21 protein-coding genes are annotated in these 19,028 nt (G+C 62.6%); 6 read left to right on the top strand and 15 right to left on the bottom strand.

Going from position 1 to position 19,028, the window contains the following annotated elements:
- Nucleotides 1-50: 50 nt before the first annotated feature.
- The 5 genes from PH551_RS04100 to PH551_RS04080 form a co-directional block, all read right to left on the bottom strand.
- Complete coding sequence (locus PH551_RS04100; protein WP_285191954.1) at nucleotides 51-1,340, bottom strand: RsmB/NOP family class I SAM-dependent RNA methyltransferase; 1,290 nt, start codon at nucleotides 1,338-1,340, stop codon at nucleotides 51-53.
- A 144-nt stretch (nucleotides 1,341-1,484) separates the two neighbouring features.
- Nucleotides 1,485-1,847, bottom strand: coding sequence for a septal ring lytic transglycosylase RlpA family protein (locus PH551_RS04095; RefSeq protein ID WP_085776661.1), 363 nt, complete (start codon nucleotides 1,845-1,847; stop codon nucleotides 1,485-1,487).
- A gap of 410 nt (nucleotides 1,848-2,257) precedes the next feature.
- Nucleotides 2,258-3,127 (bottom strand): SDR family oxidoreductase, encoded by an 870-nt coding sequence (locus tag PH551_RS04090; RefSeq protein WP_285191953.1) that lies wholly within the window; start codon nucleotides 3,125-3,127, stop codon nucleotides 2,258-2,260.
- A complete protein-coding gene (queG, locus tag PH551_RS04085) occupies nucleotides 3,127-4,284 on the bottom strand; it encodes a tRNA epoxyqueuosine(34) reductase QueG (protein ID WP_285191952.1) in 1,158 nt (385 codons plus the stop codon). Before queG ends, PH551_RS04090 begins: the two co-directional genes overlap by 1 nt.
- A gap of 12 nt (nucleotides 4,285-4,296) precedes the next feature.
- Nucleotides 4,297-4,989 (bottom strand): glutathione S-transferase family protein, encoded by a 693-nt coding sequence (locus PH551_RS04080; RefSeq protein WP_285191951.1) that lies wholly within the window; start codon nucleotides 4,987-4,989, stop codon nucleotides 4,297-4,299.
- Nucleotides 4,990-5,247: 258 nt separating this feature from the next.
- Between PH551_RS04080 and PH551_RS04075 the strand changes: the two genes are divergently transcribed.
- The gene (locus PH551_RS04075; RefSeq protein WP_285191950.1) at nucleotides 5,248-6,045 is read left to right on the top strand and encodes an undecaprenyl-diphosphate phosphatase; all 798 of its coding nucleotides are present in this window, start codon (nucleotides 5,248-5,250) and stop codon (nucleotides 6,043-6,045) included.
- Between the two features lie 231 nt (nucleotides 6,046-6,276).
- Here the strand turns inward: PH551_RS04075 and PH551_RS04070 are convergent, their stop codons facing one another.
- The 8 genes from PH551_RS04070 to dnaN all read right to left on the bottom strand — a co-directional run bounded on the left by PH551_RS04070 (nucleotide 6,277) and on the right by dnaN (nucleotide 12,218).
- On the bottom strand, nucleotides 6,277-6,429 hold the full coding sequence (locus PH551_RS04070; protein WP_041678526.1) for a hypothetical protein: 153 nt from the start codon (nucleotides 6,427-6,429) through the stop codon (nucleotides 6,277-6,279).
- A 314-nt stretch (nucleotides 6,430-6,743) separates the two neighbouring features.
- Nucleotides 6,744-7,724, bottom strand: a complete 981-nt coding sequence (locus tag PH551_RS04065) for a complex I NDUFA9 subunit family protein (RefSeq protein ID WP_285191949.1) — start codon at nucleotides 7,722-7,724, stop codon at nucleotides 6,744-6,746.
- Between the two features lie 108 nt (nucleotides 7,725-7,832).
- The gene (locus PH551_RS04060; RefSeq protein WP_064800384.1) at nucleotides 7,833-8,120 is read right to left on the bottom strand and encodes a DUF1330 domain-containing protein; all 288 of its coding nucleotides are present in this window, start codon (nucleotides 8,118-8,120) and stop codon (nucleotides 7,833-7,835) included.
- A 28-nt stretch (nucleotides 8,121-8,148) separates the two neighbouring features.
- Nucleotides 8,149-8,856: an orotidine-5'-phosphate decarboxylase gene (gene pyrF, locus PH551_RS04055; protein WP_285191948.1), complete on the bottom strand. Its 708-nt coding sequence runs from the start codon at nucleotides 8,854-8,856 to the stop codon at nucleotides 8,149-8,151.
- Entirely contained in the window at nucleotides 8,835-9,443 is a 609-nt protein-coding gene (locus PH551_RS04050; protein WP_285191947.1) for a histidine phosphatase family protein, read from the bottom strand. The genes pyrF and PH551_RS04050 overlap by 22 nt, the downstream gene beginning before the upstream one ends.
- A 1-nt stretch (nucleotide 9,444) precedes the next feature.
- Nucleotides 9,445-10,044 carry a phospholipid N-methyltransferase PmtA gene (gene pmtA, locus PH551_RS04045; RefSeq protein ID WP_183700606.1) on the bottom strand — a complete coding sequence of 200 codons (600 nt, stop codon included), beginning with the start codon at nucleotides 10,042-10,044 and terminating at the stop codon, nucleotides 9,445-9,447.
- Between the two features lie 95 nt (nucleotides 10,045-10,139).
- Nucleotides 10,140-11,045: a DUF72 domain-containing protein gene (locus tag PH551_RS04040; protein ID WP_285191946.1), complete on the bottom strand. Its 906-nt coding sequence runs from the start codon at nucleotides 11,043-11,045 to the stop codon at nucleotides 10,140-10,142.
- Nucleotides 11,046-11,099: 54 nt separating this feature from the next.
- A complete protein-coding gene (gene dnaN, locus PH551_RS04035; RefSeq protein ID WP_285191945.1) occupies nucleotides 11,100-12,218 on the bottom strand; it encodes a DNA polymerase III subunit beta in 1,119 nt (372 codons plus the stop codon).
- Between the two features lie 260 nt (nucleotides 12,219-12,478).
- On the opposite strand from dnaN, the gene rsmI reads away from it, so the two are divergent.
- The 5 genes from rsmI to PH551_RS04010 all read left to right on the top strand — a co-directional run bounded on the left by rsmI (nucleotide 12,479) and on the right by PH551_RS04010 (nucleotide 17,099).
- Nucleotides 12,479-13,396 (top strand): 16S rRNA (cytidine(1402)-2'-O)-methyltransferase, encoded by a 918-nt coding sequence (gene rsmI / locus PH551_RS04030; RefSeq protein ID WP_285191944.1) that lies wholly within the window; start codon nucleotides 12,479-12,481, stop codon nucleotides 13,394-13,396.
- A complete protein-coding gene (locus PH551_RS04025; protein ID WP_285191943.1) occupies nucleotides 13,386-13,754 on the top strand; it encodes a YraN family protein in 369 nt (122 codons plus the stop codon). The genes rsmI and PH551_RS04025 overlap by 11 nt, the downstream gene beginning before the upstream one ends.
- Before the next feature lie 119 nt (nucleotides 13,755-13,873).
- Nucleotides 13,874-14,377, top strand: a complete 504-nt coding sequence (locus PH551_RS04020) for a cupin domain-containing protein (protein ID WP_285191942.1) — start codon at nucleotides 13,874-13,876, stop codon at nucleotides 14,375-14,377.
- Between the two features lie 87 nt (nucleotides 14,378-14,464).
- Nucleotides 14,465-15,412 (top strand): glutathione synthase, encoded by a 948-nt coding sequence (gene gshB, locus PH551_RS04015; protein WP_285191941.1) that lies wholly within the window; start codon nucleotides 14,465-14,467, stop codon nucleotides 15,410-15,412.
- 154 nt (nucleotides 15,413-15,566) lie between these two features.
- On the top strand, nucleotides 15,567-17,099 hold the full coding sequence (locus tag PH551_RS04010; RefSeq protein ID WP_285191940.1) for a YifB family Mg chelatase-like AAA ATPase: 1,533 nt from the start codon (nucleotides 15,567-15,569) through the stop codon (nucleotides 17,097-17,099).
- A 142-nt stretch (nucleotides 17,100-17,241) separates the two neighbouring features.
- Here PH551_RS04010 and cysK read toward each other — a convergent pair whose 3' ends face one another.
- Both cysK and PH551_RS04000 read right to left on the bottom strand, forming a co-directional pair.
- Entirely contained in the window at nucleotides 17,242-18,204 is a 963-nt protein-coding gene (gene cysK, locus PH551_RS04005) for a cysteine synthase A (RefSeq protein ID WP_285191939.1), read from the bottom strand.
- Nucleotides 18,205-18,348: 144 nt separating this feature from the next.
- The gene (locus tag PH551_RS04000; protein WP_285191938.1) at nucleotides 18,349-18,966 is read right to left on the bottom strand and encodes a LysE family translocator; all 618 of its coding nucleotides are present in this window, start codon (nucleotides 18,964-18,966) and stop codon (nucleotides 18,349-18,351) included.
- Nucleotides 18,967-19,028 lie beyond the last annotated feature (62 nt).

Genomic DNA, 19,028 nt, shown 5'->3' with positions numbered 1-19,028 from the left:
CACCGTCACTTTACCGAAATGGCAGCCCAGTCTGCGGCTGTCGTGGGGTGTCAGCCCTTGCGCTGCATGCGGCAGAAGAAGAAGCCGTCCGTATCGGTGGAAGCCGGTGTCAGCGTCACCGTCAGGCCATCGGAGGAATGCGGACGCGGCGCGGCCTTGCCGAAGAGCGCATCCCAGGCGGGCAGGGCGCTGACGATCTCAAAATCAGCATTCCCGGCCGTAAAGCGGCGCACCTGTTCCTCATTTTCCTGAGGCAGCACCGAGCAGGTGACATAGATCAGCTCACCCCCCGGTTTGACAAAGCCGCTCGCCTGCGCCAGCGCGTCCTGCTGCTGGGCGGTGCGTTCGTCGAGGTTCTTCGCCGTCAGCCGCCATTTCGTATCGGGGCGTCGGCGCCATGTGCCGGTGCCGGTGCAGGGCGCGTCGACCAGCACCTTGTCACAGCGCCCGGCAAGGCCCGAGAGCCCTCTGGCGTCGTCATGCACCTGGACATTGCGCGTGCCCGCCCGCTTCAGCCGCTCGATGATCGGCGCCAGCCGTTTGCGATCGGCGTCATAGGCGTGAACCTGGCCCTTGTTTTGCATGGCGGCGGCCATGGCGAGCGTCTTGCCGCCGCCGCCGGCGCAATAATCGAGGATCTGTTCGCCATCGCGCGCCAGCACCAGATCGGCGACGATCTGCGAACCCTCGTCCTGGACCTCGAACCAGCCTTTCTGGAACGAAAGCTCGGCCGTCACGTTAGGAAGGCGCGAGGCGCCTTCGCCTGCGGCAATCCGTATGCCGTAGCGGGCGATCTTCGCGGCATGGGCGCCGGCTCTTTCGAGCGCTTTGACGGCCTTGTCGCGCGAGGCTTTGAGGATGTTGGCGCGCAGATCGAGCGTCGGGCGGGCGGCGAGCGCCTGTGCCTCGGCGAGCCAGTCGGTGCCGAAGGCCTGTTCGAAGGAGGGTTGAACCCATTCGGGAATATCGCCGCGGATATGCGGCGGCGCGTCTTCGAGCGAGCGGCTGCTAAAGGCGGCAAGGGCTTCGGGTGAAAGTGGCGCCGGCGCGAATTTGTCGTCGGCCAGCTCGGCGGCAAGGCTTTCGGGCGTGAAACGCCATTGACGGAACATGACGCCGTGGGCAATGGCCACAGCGCTGTCGTCATCCATCAGCCAGGCATGCGAAAGCCGCATGCGCAGGGCGTCGTAGACGATGTTGCCGATCGCGGCACGATCGCCGGAACCGGCGAAGCGATGGGCAAGGCCCCAGTCCTTGAGGGCGTCGGCGACGGGTCGCTTGCGGGCATCGATGTCCGCGAGCACAGAAATCGCCCCTTCGAGGCGGCCGCCCAGACGCATTTACATATCTCCTGTTGCCGTACCGTGCGAACGATCCGCACCCAGAGGTCGGGCGGATTGTTTACAGGTTTCGATCGCGTGGTAACCGCGATTGGCGGCAAGAGCAAGCGCCGCTGACGGTGCAGCCGGTTGCAAGCTCCGGACTTAGCTGATCACTTGGTAGCAGACCTTCGCCGTGCCGGAGCTCACCATGCCGATATTCTGTGCGGCGGCGCGCGACAGATCGAGCACACGGCCGCGGATGAACGGGCCGCGATCATTGATGCGGACGACGACGGTGCGGCCATTGTTGCGGTTGGTGACCTTGACCTTGGTGCCGAATGCAAGCGAACGATGCGCGGCAGTCAAGACGGCGGGGTTCATACGTTCTCCGGAAGCAGTTTTGGAGTGAAGAGCGTACCACGAAGCACCGCCACAGCCATTAGCAGCAAAACCTTCCGCCGGAAGCATGGAAGAGCAGGCTGCAATAGTTGCGGCAGCGATAATAGAACGGCTGATTTTCTTCAAAACGGTGTATCCCTCAACTATTGAACTCGACGCCCTTGCAGGCGGCGGGGCTTAAATCCGTAGAAAAATGGCAGAAAAGTGCCGCATGCGATCACGGAATATTACATTCTGTAATATTTCCCAGGCCATTGATAAAATATGAGAATTTGCCGCGTATGGCAGGATGAGGAAAAAACGCAATGAAATCAGCTAAAATTCAAATGATTTTTCCGAAGAGGCCTTAAACTTCGCGGCCCTCACAAAAATCACGGAATATTTTTTCTGACTTCGCCATATTTCCCGCCACATTTGCGCAAATTCAAAGGCTGTTAACCATGATATGCGGCGAGAATTGTTCTGCCAACTGTGCAAAGTAGGAATTTCCTACTCAATTTGGGTGATAACCCCCGGTCACCTCAAGCGGCCCGGATTTACCCGCGCCAGCGCCCGTCCTGCCACAATTGAGCGAGCGACATCGGATAGTTCGGGAAGGAAAATCGGAAACCGGCCGCCTTCAGTTTCGCATTGGAAACCCGCTTGTTCTCGCCGTAGAAAGAACGCGCCATCGGCGTCAGTTCGGCGGTTTCGAAAGCCTGTTCCGGAGGCGGCTCGACGCCCATCAGCCGTGCCGCCTCGACGATCACATCCTGCGGCGGCCCAGGCTGGTCGTCGGTGACATTATAGATGCCGCCGAGCCCGCGCTCCGACAGGAAGCGCGCCGCCGCGCCTATATCCTCGACGCGGATGCGGTTGAAGACCTGGTCCTTCTTGATCAGCCGCCGCGCCGTGCCTTTTTCCAGGTTGCAGAAGGCATTGCGGCCCGGCCCGTAAATCCCGGAAAGCCGCAGCACGGCCGCCGGCACGCCGCGCCTCGCGCCCATTGCCAGCCAGCCCTCTTCTGCCTCGAGCCGCTCCTTCGACCGTCCGGAGACAGGCACGCATGGTGTTTCCTCGTCGACCCATGCGCCCTTGTGATCGCCATAGACGCCGACGGTGGAGAGATAGCCGATCCATTCGAGCCTCGGCAGCAGGCTCGCGCCGTCCTTATCGAGCAGTCGCAGCAGTGGATCGGCCTTTCCAGGCGCGATCGACTGCACGAGATGGGTGACATCGGCCAAAGCCTGGACGAGCTGCTCTTCCAAGGTTTCGCCATCGAACAGGAATGCCTCGATGCCGGCGCGGCGGAGCGCTTCCATCTTCTCTGCCGAACGGGTCGTTCCGGACACGCGCACGCCGTCGCCGGCGAAGGCCTTGGCGATCGCCGTACCGGAAAAGCCGCAGCCGAAGATCATCACATGCATCAGTTCACTCCCGCCAGGCGCCATTCGTTGCGTACCTCGTCATCGCTTTCATCAACCCTTTGCCCGGCAAAGGCCGAGAATTCGTCAGCCTTCATCAGCCTTGAAAGCGCCCAGACCGCCATCCCCCGCACCACCGGCGAGGCGTCGTCGGCGAGTAGGCGGCATTGCGGGATGAGCGCCCTCTCGCGGGAATTGCCGGCAGCGATCAGCACGTTGCGGATGAAACGGTCGCGGCCGATCCGCTTGACCGGCGAGCCGCTGAAAAAGGAGCGGAAGGCGGCGTCGTCGAGCGTCAGCAGAAAGGCGATCGACGGCTCCTTCAGCTCTTCGCGCGCCTGCAGCTTAATTTCGGAGGCGGAGCTTGCGAATTTGTTCCAGGGGCAGGCGGCGAGACAGTCGTCGCAGCCATAGATGCGGTTGCCGATCAGCACCCGCAGCTCGGGGTCGATTGGCCCCTTGTGTTCGATGGTGAGATAGGAGATGCAGCGCCGCGCGTCGATCTGGTAAGGCGCCGGAAAGGCGGCGGTCGGACAGATGTCGAGACAGGCGCGGCAGGAGCCGCAATGATCGATTTCCGGCGCATCGACGGCAAGATCGGCGGTGGTGAACATCGTGCCGAGAAACAGCCACGAACCATGCGTGCGGCTGACGAGATTGGTGTGTTTGCCCTGCCAGCCGATACCGGCCGCCGCCGCCAACGGCTTTTCCATGACCGGCGCGGTATCGACGAACACCTTCACATCGGCGCCGGCCCGCGCCGCAAAGCGGGTGGCGATCTCCTTCAACCGGCCTTTGATGAGGTCGTGATAATCGCGGTTGCGGGCATAGACGGAGATCGCCGCTTTGTCGGGCTTGTCGAGGATGCCGCGCGGATCTTCTTCCGGGGCGTAGTTGAGGCCGAAGACGACGACGGAGCGCACCTCGCTCCAGAGGGTCAGCGGATCGCCGCGCCGCTCGCGCGTCTCCGCCATCCACTCCATCGTGCCGTGCCGCCCGGCATCGATGAACTCACCGAGACGCCGTTTGGCCTCGGGGATCGCGTCAGGGCGCGTGATGCGGCAGAGATCGAAGCCCTTGGCGACCGATTCCGCCCGAACGAAGTCGGTCAAATTGTCGCGGCGCCGCCGCTCTTTGTTGTCTCTATAAGCTTCGGGCATGAAGAGCCCTCGTCAGAAATCCAGATCGGCATAGTGTGAAACGGGGGTCAGGCCGCGCACGCGCTCGGTCAGCATCGGCCGGAAGGAGGGACGTGATTTCAGCCGCTGATACCACTCCTTGACGACGGGGGCTTCGGCCCACTCGATCTCGCCGAGATAATCGAGGATCGAGATCGAGGCGGCGGCGGCAAGATCGGCATAGCTCATCCGCTCTCCCGCCAGCCATTGGCGCGAGCCGGCAAGCCAGGTGAGATAACGCATATGCTGGCGGATATTCGCGCGGGCCGTGCGCAAAATCTTCGAATCCGGCGCTCCGCCGCCCTGATCGGCGGTCATCTGCAACTTGTAGACACGCTCACGTGCGAGCGGCTTTGTCACGTCGTTTTCCATCTTCTGCATGAACCATTCGGTCAGCCGGCGGATTTCCGCCCGCTGGAATGGATCCTCGGCGAGCAGCCGCCGGTCGCGCTTCAAGACCCCGTGCGTCTCGTCGAGATATTCGGAAATGACGCTGGCGCCAGAGAGCGCGCGCATGCTGTCGTCGACATAGACCGGCAGCGTACCGGCCGGGTTGAGCGCCAGGAAATCGCGGCGCTTCTCCCATGTCTGCTCCTCGATCAGATCCGCCTGATAGCCGTATTCCGCCAGGATCAGCCGGACGAAGCGAGATGCGGAGGACATGGGATGATGATAAAGCGTGGGCATCGATACTCGGGCTTTATGATTGCTGTTACAGGACTGTGTGGCAGCTCGTTTATAGCGCCTTAGTCATGACTCATTGGTTGAAGCTATAGGAGCTTGGCCCGGCCAATACAAGCGAATCGGCTTTCACGCCATCTGACAAGGGACAAAACACACGTGTTGCCTACGAGGATAACGGCTGCCTGATCGGCTCAGACGCAGCTCAGAGAATTTCCAGCAGGAAATGATCGATCCGAACGACCTTTAAACCGGAGATAATTTATGGACTATATCAATGCCGCCATTCTCGGTGTCATAGAAGGGATCACCGAGTTCCTGCCGATCTCGAGCACCGGCCATCTCATCATTGCAGAGCAATGGCTCGGCCATCGGTCGGACATGTTCAATATCGTCATTCAGGCGGGCGCCATCCTCGCCGTCACCATCATCTACTGGCGCCGTCTGCTGGATCTGGTGCTCGGCTGGCGCGAGCCTGAGAATCGGGACTATGCCGCCAAGCTGATCGTCGCATTTCTCATCACCGCAATTCTCGGCCTCGTCGTCAAGAAGCTCGGCTTCGAACTTCCCGAGACCGCGACGCCGATCGCCTGGGCGCTCATCATCGGCGGCATCTGGATGATCTTTGCCGAATGGGCCGCCGCGCGCCGGCCGCCGCATAAAAAGATCACCTGGCTCGTCGCCATCCTGGTCGGCATCGCCCAGATCGTTGCCGGCGTCTTTCCGGGCACGTCACGCTCCGGCGCCACCATTTTCGTCGCCTTGCTGGCCGGCACCGGCAATCGCGCCGCGGCGACCGAATTTGCCTTTCTCGTCGGCATTCCCACAATGTATGCCGCAAGCGGCTATGAACTGCTGAAGACCTTCAAGGACGGCGGCGCGGCAGGTGAAGACTGGACGGCGCTCGCCATCGCCTTCGTGGTCTCCACGATCGTCGCTTTCATCGCCGTCAAATGGCTGCTCGCCTATATAAGGAGCAACCGCTTCACGCTGTTTGCCATCTACCGCATCATTCTCGGTGTCTTGCTGCTCGGTATGGCCACAACCGGCTTCATCGCCTGAGCAACCTGCAACTGCATTCGCGCAACTCCCGGCGCGAATGCATTGCGCTGTCGGAATTTGGCGCACGATACCCGCTCGCCGGCAAGCGTCGAGTTTTCAGAACAACTTGAGAGGAAGGACGCTCGTCGCCGCTTTGAAGCAGGCAATGTCGAGCCGTCATTGCGAAACGCCTTGTTCGGCGTTCCCGACGGATTGTCTTTTGGATGCCGGCGCAAGGCGCCGGCCTTTTCGTCAATGGCTGATCGAAGCCGTCGAGCAAGGATCGACGCCGTAAGCCGGCGAGCAGTCGCCCTTGACCGCCGCGACCGAACCGGGCGCAACGAAGGAACCTGCCATGATAATCAGCGCCGCACACGCAAAAAGGAGCGCGATTGACTTGCCCATCGAGAAATGCCTTTCACAGTGATTGTCGCACGCCTTCGCAGACGTTGAGTCCGTTGGGAGGCGCGGGGTTTGGTAGTCAGTGGAATGACAAATAGCAATAAACGTTCCTGCTAAATTTGACGTTAATTCCACAAAATTTCCGCTGCGCCTTTTATGCAACGCTGCTCGATATATCCGGCAGGAAAACATGCCGAGTTTGCGCCGGCATGGCAGAGCCGCACGCTGTTCAGGACGCGCAAAGAACGCCATGCTGCGGCAAAGCAAACGCCGCCCGCGGGACCGGCGACGGCGTTATCGTTTCTCGGCAAAGATGGTCAGGCGGCCTTACCGGAGCCGGTATACTGGCCGTGCGGACGGTACTGCACGAGATAGGAGCCGAGCACCGATGCCGGCATTGTGGGTGTGATGCCGAGTCCCTTCAGCGTGCGGCCTTCCGCCTCGGCTTCTGGGGAAACGACGTTGTCGCGCTTGAGCAGGCGCACCTGGTCGGGCGTGATCGGCGGCGTCACGAAGGGGATCAGCGAGGCGATGCTGCCGATCAGCGAAGCCAAGCCGAAGGGCAGGGACACCAGCGGATTCTTGCGGCACGTCACCTTCAGCACCGTCTCGAGACATTCGCGGAAGCTCAGCACCTCGGGTCCTCCGAGCTCATAGATCTTGCCGCCGGCAACCTTGCCATCGACGGCGCGGGCAACCGCCTCGGCGACGTCCTCGACATAAACAGGCTGGAATTTCGTCTTGCCGCCGCCGACCAGCGGCAGGACGGGCGACATGCGCGCCATGTCGGCAAACTTGTTGAAAAAGCTGTCCTCCGGCCCGAAGACGATCGATGGACGGAAGATCACCGCCTCCGGCTTGATGGAGAGGATGGCCGCTTCCGCGCGGCCTTTGGTGCGGCCGTAATCCGAGTCGGAGTTGGCATTGGCGCCGATGGCCGAAATATGGGTGAGGGTCGCGCCGGCACTGCGGGCCGCTTCGGCAACCGCGCGGCCGCCGAATTCCTGCACCGCGTCGAAAGTGTTGCGGCCGGTCTCATGCAGAATACCGACGCAGTTGACGACGTGGCTGGCGCCCTCGACGGCACGGTCGATCGAGTTGCGATAGCGCAGGTTCGCCTGTACGAAGGAAATCTGGCCGACATTGCCGAGCGGCTGCAGGAAGCCGGCGAGATCGGGCCGGCGCACAGCGACCCGGATGCGATAGCCGCGCTTAGCGAGCGCCCGCACCACGTGCCTGCCCACGAAGCCGGAGCCTCCGAACACGGTGACGAGCGGCGGCAGGTTGGCAAGGGTCATGGCAGGTTCCTCGAAAGGCTTGGGGATGCTTTGTCGGCACCGTATTAGCCCAATCCCGAGGCGACGGGAAGGCCTATCGCGCCGTCAGTTTTTGGCTATGCGCGCAGCTTAGACGCCTTCGACGACGACCATTTCCGCATCCGCCACTTCCTGGCGGATCTTGGCGGCGATCTGGTACTCCGGCGAATTGTAGCAATCCACCGCATGCTGCATCGAAGGGAATTCGATCACCACGTTGCGGGCGCGCGCCTTGCCTTCGAGTTCGGTGATGGCGCCGCCGCGCGCCAGGAAATTTGCGCCATATTTTTCGAAAGCCGGTTTGGCCGCCGCCACGTAATCCTTGTAGCGCTCGGCATCGCGAACATCGACGCGAGCGATCCAGTATGCCTTGGCCATGATCGTCTCCCTTTTGCCTTTTTTGAATTCAGCGGTTTGCAGGCCAGAGCGCCGTCACCATCTCGTTGAGGACGGCGCGGGCCGCCTCTCTCGGGTCAGGTGCCTTGACGATCGGCCGGCCGACGACGAGATGGGTTGATCCCGCTTTCAGCGCGTCGAAAGGCGTCATCACCCGCTTTTGGTCGCCCTTGTCGCTGCCGGCCGGGCGAATGCCGGGGGTGACGATCGCCATGTCGGGACCGACGACCTCCCGCACCTCGGCCGCCTCCGCCGCCGAGCAGACGATGCCGCCCATGCCGGCGGCGCGCGCCTGGCCGGCGCGGCTGAGCACCAGGCTGTGCGGGTCTTGGTTATAACCGGCCTCGGCAAGATCCTCGGCATCCATCGAGGTCAGCACGGTGACGCCGAGCAGGCAGAGGCCGGAGCCGGCCGCGGCCTCCACCGCCGCCCTCATCGCCTTCGGATAGGCATGCAGCGTCAGCATCGACATGCCCATCTTGGCAATATTCTCGACGCCCGACGCGACCGTGTTGTCGATGTCGAGCAGCTTCATGTCGAGAAAGATCTTCTTGCCGCTGGCAGCGAGGTCGCGGGCGAATTCGAGGCCGCCGGCAAAGACCAGCTGATAGCCGATCTTATAAAAGAGAATGTCGTCGCCGAGCCCGGAAACCAGTCTTTCCGCCTCGCCGATCGTTGGAACATCCAGGCCGACGATCAACCGCTCGCGTGCATCCATGTGAAGTCACCCCGCCAGTCTTCGATGGGCGTCCAGTCGCATGTTAGGCCGAGATCCGCAAGGCCGAAAGCATAGAGATTGCCGCCGCCCCCCGGCTGGTCGCGGTCGCGGGCAATCGGCCGCCCCGCCAGATGGCATTTGAGCAGCGTGCCGACGCCGCCATGACCGACGACGGCGATCGGTGCGGCCGGATCATGCGTGGCGAGAACGGCCTTGACCGCCGCCACGATGCGGGCCTGCGCGTCGACGGCGCGCTCCCAGCCTTGGAAGCTTTTTTCCGGATGGGCAAAGAACCAGTTGGCCGCCTCTTCGAATTGCGGCGGCGGCAGGAAGCCGGTCGCCGACCGGTCGTTCTCGTGCATGCCATGCACGATCTCGATGCTGATACCGGAGGCGGCCGCCAGAATTTCGGCCGTCTCGATCGCCTTCGTCTCGTCGCTGGAGACGATGCGGGTCAGCCGTTTGGCCCAGCCGCTCTCGGCAGCTTTGCGGGCGCGCGCAGCCCCGACATCGGAAAGGCCCCATTTGGGCACGGGAACATTCGCATCGATCTTGATTTGCGGGTGGGTGATATAAAGTCCGAACATCTCAGCCGCGGCGGTAGATCCAGAGCTGCGCCGGAGGGATGTTGCGCATGACGAAGTCGAAGTGCTGAATGTGGTAACGATCGGGATTGGCGGCGATCGGCGAAATCGCGCCATAGGAGATTTGCACCACAGGCCGGCCGGCCGGCAGGCGGTCGAGCAGGCTTTCCAGCAGAGAGACGCGCATCGCCATCGGAAAATTCAAGAGCGGAATGCAGGAGATGACGCAATCGAACGTCTGCTCGCCGAATGCGCCAAGCGTGGTCTTGAGATCGAAGGCATCGCCGTTGATGAAATGCACGCCGGGATAAGTCCGCAGCAGATGCTGGTGGAAGTCCGTCGAATATTCGATTGCGACCAGATTTTCCGGTTTCACGCCCCGGCCGAGGATGGCCTTGGTGATGGCACCAGTGCCCGGGCCGAGTTCCAGCACTGGCAGCCCCGAATGCATATCGATGACGCTGGCCATGCGCTTGGCGGTAATCGAAGAGGTCGGCACGATCGAGCCCACCGTCTTCGGCCCCTGCATCATGCCCCGGAAGAAACGGATTTCCTCATCAAATCTCTTCCCGAGGTGTTCCTTCACCTTGACCCGTAAGCGCATTCTCCACCCATCCGCATGTTGATCGACTGTCTTAATATGCCGCTTGTCGCTGCTTGGACAAGGATTTTCGCAACAAGAACATCGGCATCAACAGCTCATGCGGCCTTTCGGTGGGAATCAGGCATCAGATCGGCAAGCCGCTCGGCCAGGTGTTGGGCGTCGATGGGCGCGCGCAGCTTCTTGTCGGTATTGTCGAAATAAAGATAGACGTCGCGGCCCCTGGCGCGTGCCGGCAAAGGTTCCAGAACGCGCGTCGCATCGTCAGGCTCTCGGCCGCTTGTCCAGGCGCGGATGCGTTCCGCCCATAGATCGAGCGCTTCGTCTTCATAGCCGCTGACATAGAGCTGTTCGGACCCATGCAGACGGCAATAGATGAAGTCGGCGGTGATATCCATCAGCAACGGCCATTTCACCGTATCGGCGCAGACCAGCGCGGCCTTGTGTCGCCGGAGCATCTCGATGAACTCAACTGAGCGGAAGCTGTCGTTACGGATTTCGAACGCATGGCGGATCGGCTGGTGTCCGTCGCTTGTGAGCCAGGCTTGTTTGAGGCGCTCGTCATGCCGCTTGGCAAGCGTTATCGCCGCATCGTGATCATGCGGCAGCAGCGACAGGAAATTTTCGAAACGATCGGGATCGAAGGCCATGTTGGCCGGGAATTGCCAGAGGATCGGCCCGAGCTTGGGGCCAAGCCTCAGCAGACCCGAGGCGAAGAAATTGGCAAGCGGCGCCTCGATCTCCTTCAGTCGCCGCACATGGGTGAGGAAGCGCGGCCCCTTGACCGCAAAGACGAAATCATCAGGCGTTTCGTCCCGCCAGCGGCCGAAGCTTTCGGGCTTCTGCAATCCGTAGAAGGTGCCGTTGATCTCGATCGAACGGAAGTGACGGGCGGCGTAGGAAAGCTCCTGCTTCTGCGGCAGTCCCTCCGGATAGAATTGCCCGCGCCAGGGCGCATAGGTCCAGCCCGAAATGCCGATGCGCACCGCTCCCGTCTTTTTCATCCTGGGACCTCCTGTTCGACAGGAGGAAAACCGAAAGCGGCCGCCTTCGTTCCGTCAGACGCGCATCGGCATCAAGACGTAGAGCGCGTCGTCACCGGCGGTGTCGCGGATCAGCGTCGGCGAGCCGGCATCGGCCAGCAGGAAGATCGCTTCCTCGCCGGAAAGCTGGGCGGTGATGTCGAGCAAATATTTGGCGTTGAATCCGATTTCCATCGCATCCGTGTCGTAGCCGACGGCGACTTCTTCCGTTGCGCTGCCGGAATCCGGATTGTTGACGGTCAGCATCAGCTGGCCCTCGGACAGCGCGAGCTTCACCGCGCGCCCACGCTCGGAGGAGATCGTTGAAACGCGGTCGACGGCCTGGGCGAAGGTGGTGCAATCGACGCGCATTTCCTTGTCGTTGCCGGTGGGGATGACGCGCTGGTAATCCGGGAATGTGCCGTCGATCAATTTCGAGGTCAGGACGATCGAGCCGATCGTCATGCGGATCTTGGCGTCGGAAACCTCGACGGTGACGACCGCTTCCGGATTGTCGACCAGCTTCTGCAGTTCCCCGACCGTCTTGCGCGGAATAATGATGCCGGGCATGCCCTCGGAGCCCGAAGGTGCATCGACATCGGCGCGGGCCAGCCGGTGGCCATCGGTCGCGACCGCCCTGAGCTTCAGCTCACCATTGCTCTCGATCGTGTGGAAGAAGATGCCGTTCAGATAATAACGTGTTTCTTCCGTCGAGATCGCGAACTGCGTGCGGTCGATCAGCATCTTCAGATCGGTCGCCTTCAGCTTGAAGGAATGCGTGAAGGTGCCGGCGGTCAGATCCGGGAAATCGGATTCCGGCAGGCACTGCAGCGAGAACTTCGAGCGGCCGGACTGGACGGTCATCGAGCCGCCGTCGGTGCTGGTGGCCAGCAGCACTTCGGCGCCATCGGGAAGCTTGCGCACGATATCGTAAAGAAGATGGGCCGGAACGGTGGTAGCGCCGGCCTGTTCGACGCTTGCCGGCGTCGCCTCGGTGATTTCCAGGTCGAGGTCGGTCGCTTTCATGTCGAGGTTCTGGCCGTCGGCCTTGAGCAGTACGTTGGACAGGATCGGGATCGTGTTGCGACGTTCGACCACACGGTGGACGTGGTTCAGCGATTTCAGAAGGTTTGACCGCTCAATAGTAATACGCATGGGATGCTACCGCTTTCGACCGTGACTGCCCGGGCGCATCGAAGGCCCGAAGAATGCTTTCCCGATTTAGGTCGGGGGAGTGGACGGGCAAAATGGCAGACTTCAGCATTGGATGGCAAGAGGCATGGACGGCTGAGCCCTCGCATTTCAGGTTTTCCGGAGCAATGCTCACAGAAATCCCCAACCCTTGCCGAAGCCGCAGCGCTCGCCCATAAAGGCCGATGAACCGGCAAGGCGCCGGCGGCACGAAGGCAAAGGGCATGAACGAGCAAACCACAGGCGAGGACGCCACGAGGCGAAGCTTCCGCCTGCACAACATGGCGGTGCCGGCGCGGCCGCTGGAGCCGGCGCTCTATCTGGTCGCCACTCCGATCGGCAATCTTGGCGACATCACGCTGCGCGCATTGGAAACGCTGGCCGGCGCCGACGTGCTCGCCTGCGAGGATACGCGTGTCACCCGCGTTCTGCTCGACCGCTACGGCATCCAGAACCGCCCCTTCGCGTATCATGAGCACAATGCCGACGAAGCCGGCCCGCGGCTCATCCAGGCGCTCGAAGCCGGGCGCTCGGTGGCGCTCGTCTCCGATGCCGGCACGCCGCTCGTCTCCGATCCCGGCTACCGGCTGGCCCGGCAGGCGATTGCCGCCGGTTACCGCGTCATTCCCATTCCAGGCGCCTCGGCGCCGCTCGCCGCCCTTGTTGGTTCCGGCCTGCCGAACGACGCCTTTCTCTTTGCCGGCTTTCTGCCGGCCAAGGACAAGGCCCGCCGCGATCGTCTCGGTGAATTTGCCGCAGCTCCGGCGACGCTGATCTTTTTTGAATCGCCCCATCGCATCGCTGCCACGCTTCTTGCCGCCGCCGATGTGCTCGGCCCGGGCCGGCCGGCCTGCGTCTGCCGTGAGTTGACCAAGACCTATGAAGAATTCCGCCGCGGCACGCTGGCCGAACTCGCCGCCCATTACCAGCAGGTGGAAAACGTCAGGGGCGAGATCGTCCTCGTCGTCGGTCCGCCGCAGCCAGCCGAAACATCCGAGGCCGATGTCGAAGCCGTGCTCGCCGACCTCTCGATGTCGATGCCGACGGCAAAGGCTGCGGCCGAGGCCGCCCGTCTCACCGGCCTGCCGCGCAAGGTGCTCTACCAGCGCCTGCTGGAGATGAAGGGCGGCAATGGGCAATAAGGAGCTTACCGCCATCAAACGGAAGGCGCTGCGCCGCGGCCGCATGTCGGAATATGTCGCCGCCGCCTTCCTGATGCTGAAGGGGTACCGCATCCTGGCGCTGCGCCACCGCACCAGGCTCGGCGAGATCGATATCGTCGCCCGCAAGGGCGATCTCGCCGTCTTCGTCGAGGTCAAGGCCCGCCATGGCGAGGCTGCGGCGATCGACGCCGTCTCTGTCGCCGCCCAGAAGCGGATCCGGGCGGCAAGCGATCTCTGGCTCGCCCGCCAGGCGGATCAGGCCCGCCTTTCCCAGCGCTACGATATCGTCGCGGTCATGCCCGGCCGGCTGCCACGGCACTTTCCCGACGCCTTCTGAGCGCTTTCAGCCCGGTCGAGTTTCCTGATTGTTAAAATTTTAGTCCCGGGCTGAACGAGCTCCTTACCTCTCTCTGCTACCCACGATCGCGGTAGGGATTAAGAATTGGGGGTTGTTGCGTGGCCTGGAAGATGATGTTTGCAAGCGCGGTCGCCATGGCGGCGCGCTCGGTGCCTTATATCGCGCTGAAGCCGGCCGGAAAATCCTTCGTCGCGCATGCGAGCGACCACCTGCCGCTGAAATCGACGCCGATCAATCCCGACTGGATCATCAGCGGCAATCCTGAAGCCCGCACCGCCGAACATTCGCGCGGACATGACGAGGCGTCGCTGACGGCGATCTGGGACTGCACGGCGGGCGAATTCCGCTGGTATTTCGGCTGGGACGAGACCGTGATGATCCTCGAAGGCGAGGTCCATATCACCGCCGAGGATGGCACGGAACGGACCCTGCGCACCGGCGACGTCGCCTTTTTCGCCGGTGGAACCTGGGCGAGCTGGCGGGTCGACACCTACGTCCGCAAGGTCGCCTTCCTGCGCAAGCCTTTCCCGAAGCCTTTGGCGATCGCCTACCGTCTGCGCAACATGCTGCGCAACGGCGGTAGCCAGGGCATTGCCGCCTGAAAGTTGCGAACGCCCGAAGCCCTTGATGACCGTTGCGTTTAATGCCGGGCCGACCTACATCTGTCCGGCATTCAGCGAGGGACGGAAATGGCCAAGATCACCAATGTAGCGGTCCAGATGGATCATGTCGCCGGCATCAATATTGCAGGTGACTCCACCTTCGCCATGAGCCTGGAAGCGCAGGCGCGCGGCTACAGGCTCTTCCATTACACCCCCGAGCGCCTGAGCTTCCGCGACGGCAAGCTCTTTGCGAGCGTCGAGCCGATGGTGCTGCGCGACGTCAAGGGCGATCACTTCGAGCTTGGCGCGCCCGAGCGCGTCGATCTCTCGACCATGGACGTAGTGCTGCTGCGCCAGGATCCGCCCTTCGACATGGCCTATATCACCTCGACGCATCTCCTCGAGCGCATCCACCCGAAGACGCTCGTCGTCAACGATCCGGCCTGGGTGCGCAATTCGCCGGAGAAGATCTTCGTCACCGAATTCTCCGACCTGATGCCGAAGACGCTGATCACCAAGGATCCGGCCGAAATCCGCCGCTTCCGCGATGAGATGGGCGACATCATCCTGAAGCCGCTCTACGGAAATGGCGGCGCCGGCGTCTTCCATTCCACCCGCGACGACCGCAATCTCTCCTCGCTCTTGGAAATGTTCGGCCAGCTTTTCCGCGAGCCTTTCATCGCCCAGCAATATCTGCCCGACGTGCGCAAGGGCGACAAGCGCATCATCCTCGTCGACGGCGAGTTCGCCGGCGCGATCAACCGCGTGCCGGCCGAACATGACAGCCGCTCCAACATGCATGTCGGCGGCCGCGCCGAGGCGACCGAACTGACGGCGCGCGAGCAGGAAATCTGCGCCCGCATCGGCCCGGCGCTGAGGGAGCGCGGCTTCCTGCTCGTCGGCATCGACGTCATCGGCGATTACATGACCGAGATCAACGTCACCTCGCCGACAGGCATCCGCGAGGTCAGGAAGTTTGGCGGCGCCGATATAGCAAGCTTGCTCTGGGACGCGATCGAGCGCAAGCGCGGCTGAGGCTGCGATCGGGTACAACCGCGCCCGCCACTGATTATCTGCCTGCGTTCTTTTATTGTTCTTGTTTTAGTCCTGCTTCCGTGCCAGATTGCAACCGCTGGCTTTCACGGCCAAAGGGGCGGTCTCTAAGAGTTTGCGGGACAAGGGTGGGCATATGGTCGCGCGTGTCAGTACGGTAGCATTCCAGGGCATCGAAGGCGTTCCGGTCGAGGTTCAGGTCATGATCGCGCCCGGCAAGGTCGGCATGCAGATCGTCGGCCTGCCCGACAAGGCGGTGGCCGAAAGCCGCGAGCGCGTGCAGGCCGCCCTTCATGCCTCCGGCCTGGCGCTGCCGGGCAAACGGGTGACCGTCAACCTGGCGCCAGCCGATCTGCCGAAGGAAGGCTCGCATTTTGATCTGCCGATCGCACTCGCGCTAATGGCCGCCCTCGGCGCCATTCCCGCCGATGCGCTGTCGGATTTTGTCGTCGTCGGCGAACTCAACCTCGACGGAACAATCGCCGCGATCGCTGGCGCGCTGCCGGCCGCGATCGGCGCCAATGCGCTCGGCAAGGGGCTGATCTGCCCGGCCGAAAGCGGCGCGGAAGCCGCCTGGGCCGGCGCCGAGGTCGATATTCTCGCACCGCGCAGCCTGATTGCCCTTGCCAACCATTTCCGCGGCACGCAGGTACTGTCCAGGCCGGAACCGTCGATCCGCGCCAATGCCGCGAACCTGCCTGACCTTGCCGAGATCAAGGGTCAGGAAAGCGCTAAACGCGCGCTCGAGGTGGCCGCTGCCGGCGGCCACAATCTCCTGATGGTCGGGCCTCCCGGCTCCGGCAAGTCGATGCTGGCGTCGCGCCTGCCGTCGATCCTGCCGCCGCTTTCGCCGGCCGAACTGCTTGAAGTGTCGATGGTTCATTCGATCGCCGGCCAGCTCACCGGCGGCAAGCTGTCCGACCGCCGGCCCTTCCGTACCCCGCATCATTCCGCCACCATGGCCGCCCTTGTCGGCGGCGGGCTGCGCGCCCGTCCGGGCGAAGCATCGCTTGCCCATCACGGCGTGCTTTTCCTCGACGAGTTTCCCGAGTTCACGCCGCAGGCGCTCGATGCGCTGCGCCAGCCGCTCGAAGGCGGCGAATGCATCATCGCCCGCGCCAATCACCGCGTCTCCTATCCGGCGAAATTCCAGCTAATTGCGGCGATGAACCCCTGCCGGTGCGGCATGGCCGGTGAGCCCGGTCACACCTGCGCCCGTGGTCCGCGCTGCATGAGCGATTACCAAGCTCGCATCTCCGGGCCGCTGATGGACCGCATCGATATCCGCATCGACGTGCCCGCCGTCTCCGCCGCCGATCTGATCCGGCCGATGGCGGCCGAAGCAAGCGCCGACGTCGCCCGCCGCGTCGCCCGCGCCCGCGAAATCCAGCAGGAGCGCTTCGAAAGCGCCGGCGCCAGGGATATCGGCACCAACGCCCGCTGCTCCACCGCGATGATCGAAAAGCTCGCCGAACCCGATGCCAGCGGCCTGCAGCTCCTGCGCGATGCCGCCGAAAAAATGAAATTCTCCGCCCGCGGCTACCACCGCGTCCTCAAGGTTGCCCGCACATTGGCCGATCTCGATGACAAACCGACCGTCGGGCGTCTGCATCTCGCCGAAGCGATTTCTTACCGCATCGCTGGTGAGAGGTTGACGGCGGCGGCGTGAGGTAGAAGCGAATAGGGAGTGGCGAATAGCGAATAGCTAGCTAATTGCTTGCCTCACGCCAATCCGTCCCACATCCTATTCGCTATTCGCTATTCGCTATTCGCTATTCGCTATTCGCTATTCGCTATTCGCTATTCGCTATTCAGCTCCCCAACCCCTCAAACAGCGCCGTCGAGAGATACCGCTCCGCAAAAGACGGAATGATGATGACGATGTTTTTGCCGGCATTTTCCGGCCGGCTGCCGACCTTGATCGCGGCCGTCAGCGCCGCGCCTGAGGAGATGCCGACCGGCACGCCTTCGAGCCGGGCGATGAGGCGGGCCTGTTCGAAGGCCTCGTCGTTGGTGACGGTGACGACCTCGTCATAGATGCCGGTATCGAGGATCTTCGGCGCGAAGCCTGCGCCGATGCCCTGGATCTTGTGCGGGCCGGGATTGCCGCCTGAGAGCACCGGCGAATCGGCGGGCTCGACGGCAATGATCTGGATCTCCGGCTTATGGCTTTTCAGCACCTGGCCGACGCCGGTGATCGTGCCGCCGGTGCCGATGCCCGAGACGACGATGTCGACCTTGCCCTCGGTATCGTTCCAGATTTCCTCGGCCGTCGTCTTGCGGTGGATCTCGGGGTTGGCCGGGTTTTCGAACTGCTGCGGAATGATGGCGTCGGGAAGCGACGCTGCCAGCTCCTCCGCCTTAGCGATGGCGCCCTTCATGCCTTTCGCGCCTTCGGTCAGCACCAGCTCGGCGCCGAGCAGCGCCAGCATCTTGCGCCGTTCGACCGACATCGTTTCCGGCATGGTGAGGATCAGCCGATACCCCTTGGCGGCGGCGGCAAAGGCGAGTGCGATGCCTGTGTTGCCCGAGGTTGGCTCGATCAGCACCGTCTTGCCGGATGTGATCTTGCCCTGCGATTCCAGGCTTTCGACCATTGCCACACCGATGCGGTCCTTGACCGAGGCGATCGGATTGAAGAATTCGAGCTTGCCGATCAGGTTTGCCACCACGCCCTTTTCCCGCGCCAGCTTGTCGAAGCGCACCAGCGGCGTGTCGCCGATGGTCTCGGTGATCGAGGAATAAATGCGGCCGCGGCCGGGTTTGTGCGACATGGTGCTCTCCCTTTGGACTTCGGTCCCTGAAATCGAGGAGGAGAATAGGGTCAAAGACGGAATGAGACCAGAGCCCGTTCGTCCCGGGCTGGGGTGGCGGAGAGAAAATAAGCTTTGAAAACCGTTCCTTGACGGATGTTTATTTCACGCAGCCCGGGTGGCGATGAAGGCTGCCGTGCCCGCGAGAATGCCGGCCGCAACCCGGTTCAGCGCCTGCAGGGCGCGCGGCTGTTTCAACATGGTGCGGGCGCGCGAGGCAAGCAGCATATAGGGCACCAGCACGGTGATCAGCACCACGAAGGTGACGGCGAGCAGCAGCGCATAATCACGCAGGGTGATATTGCCGATATCGATCAGCGTCGGCGCCAGCGCGACATAAAACAGCATCGTCTTCGGATTGCCGAGCGTCACCAGCAGGCCAGAGAGGAAGGACAGGCCGACATTGCCGGATTTTTTCGCGGCAATATCCTGCGGCAGCAGCCCTGCCGTCCACAGTCTCCAGGCGATGTAGCCGAGATAAAGGGCGCCGGCGATCTTGATGATGAGGAAGACTTCGGTGAAAGTCTGCGCCACGAAAGCCAAGCCCAGAATGACCGCGGTGAGATAGGTCATATCGCCGAGCACCAGGCCGAGACCCATGAAGAAGGTCTCGCGGAAATTCGAGCCGAGCGCACGGGCGACGATGGCGGTGATGCCCGGGCCGGGGATGGCCGCGGCGATGAACAACGCTCCGGCATAGGTAAGCAAGGCGGCAAGGCTCATGTGTATCTCCTCTTCCCCTGCGTTTTATATCTGCAGGGCCTTGCCATCAATCCGCCGGCGCT

Origin of the sequence: Rhizobium atlanticum, assembly GCF_030182485.1 — a bacterium.
Lineage (GTDB): Bacteria > Pseudomonadota > Alphaproteobacteria > Rhizobiales > Rhizobiaceae > Rhizobium.
Note: the sequence above shows the minus strand (reverse complement) of the source record. Positions and strands in the feature narration are given on the sequence as shown.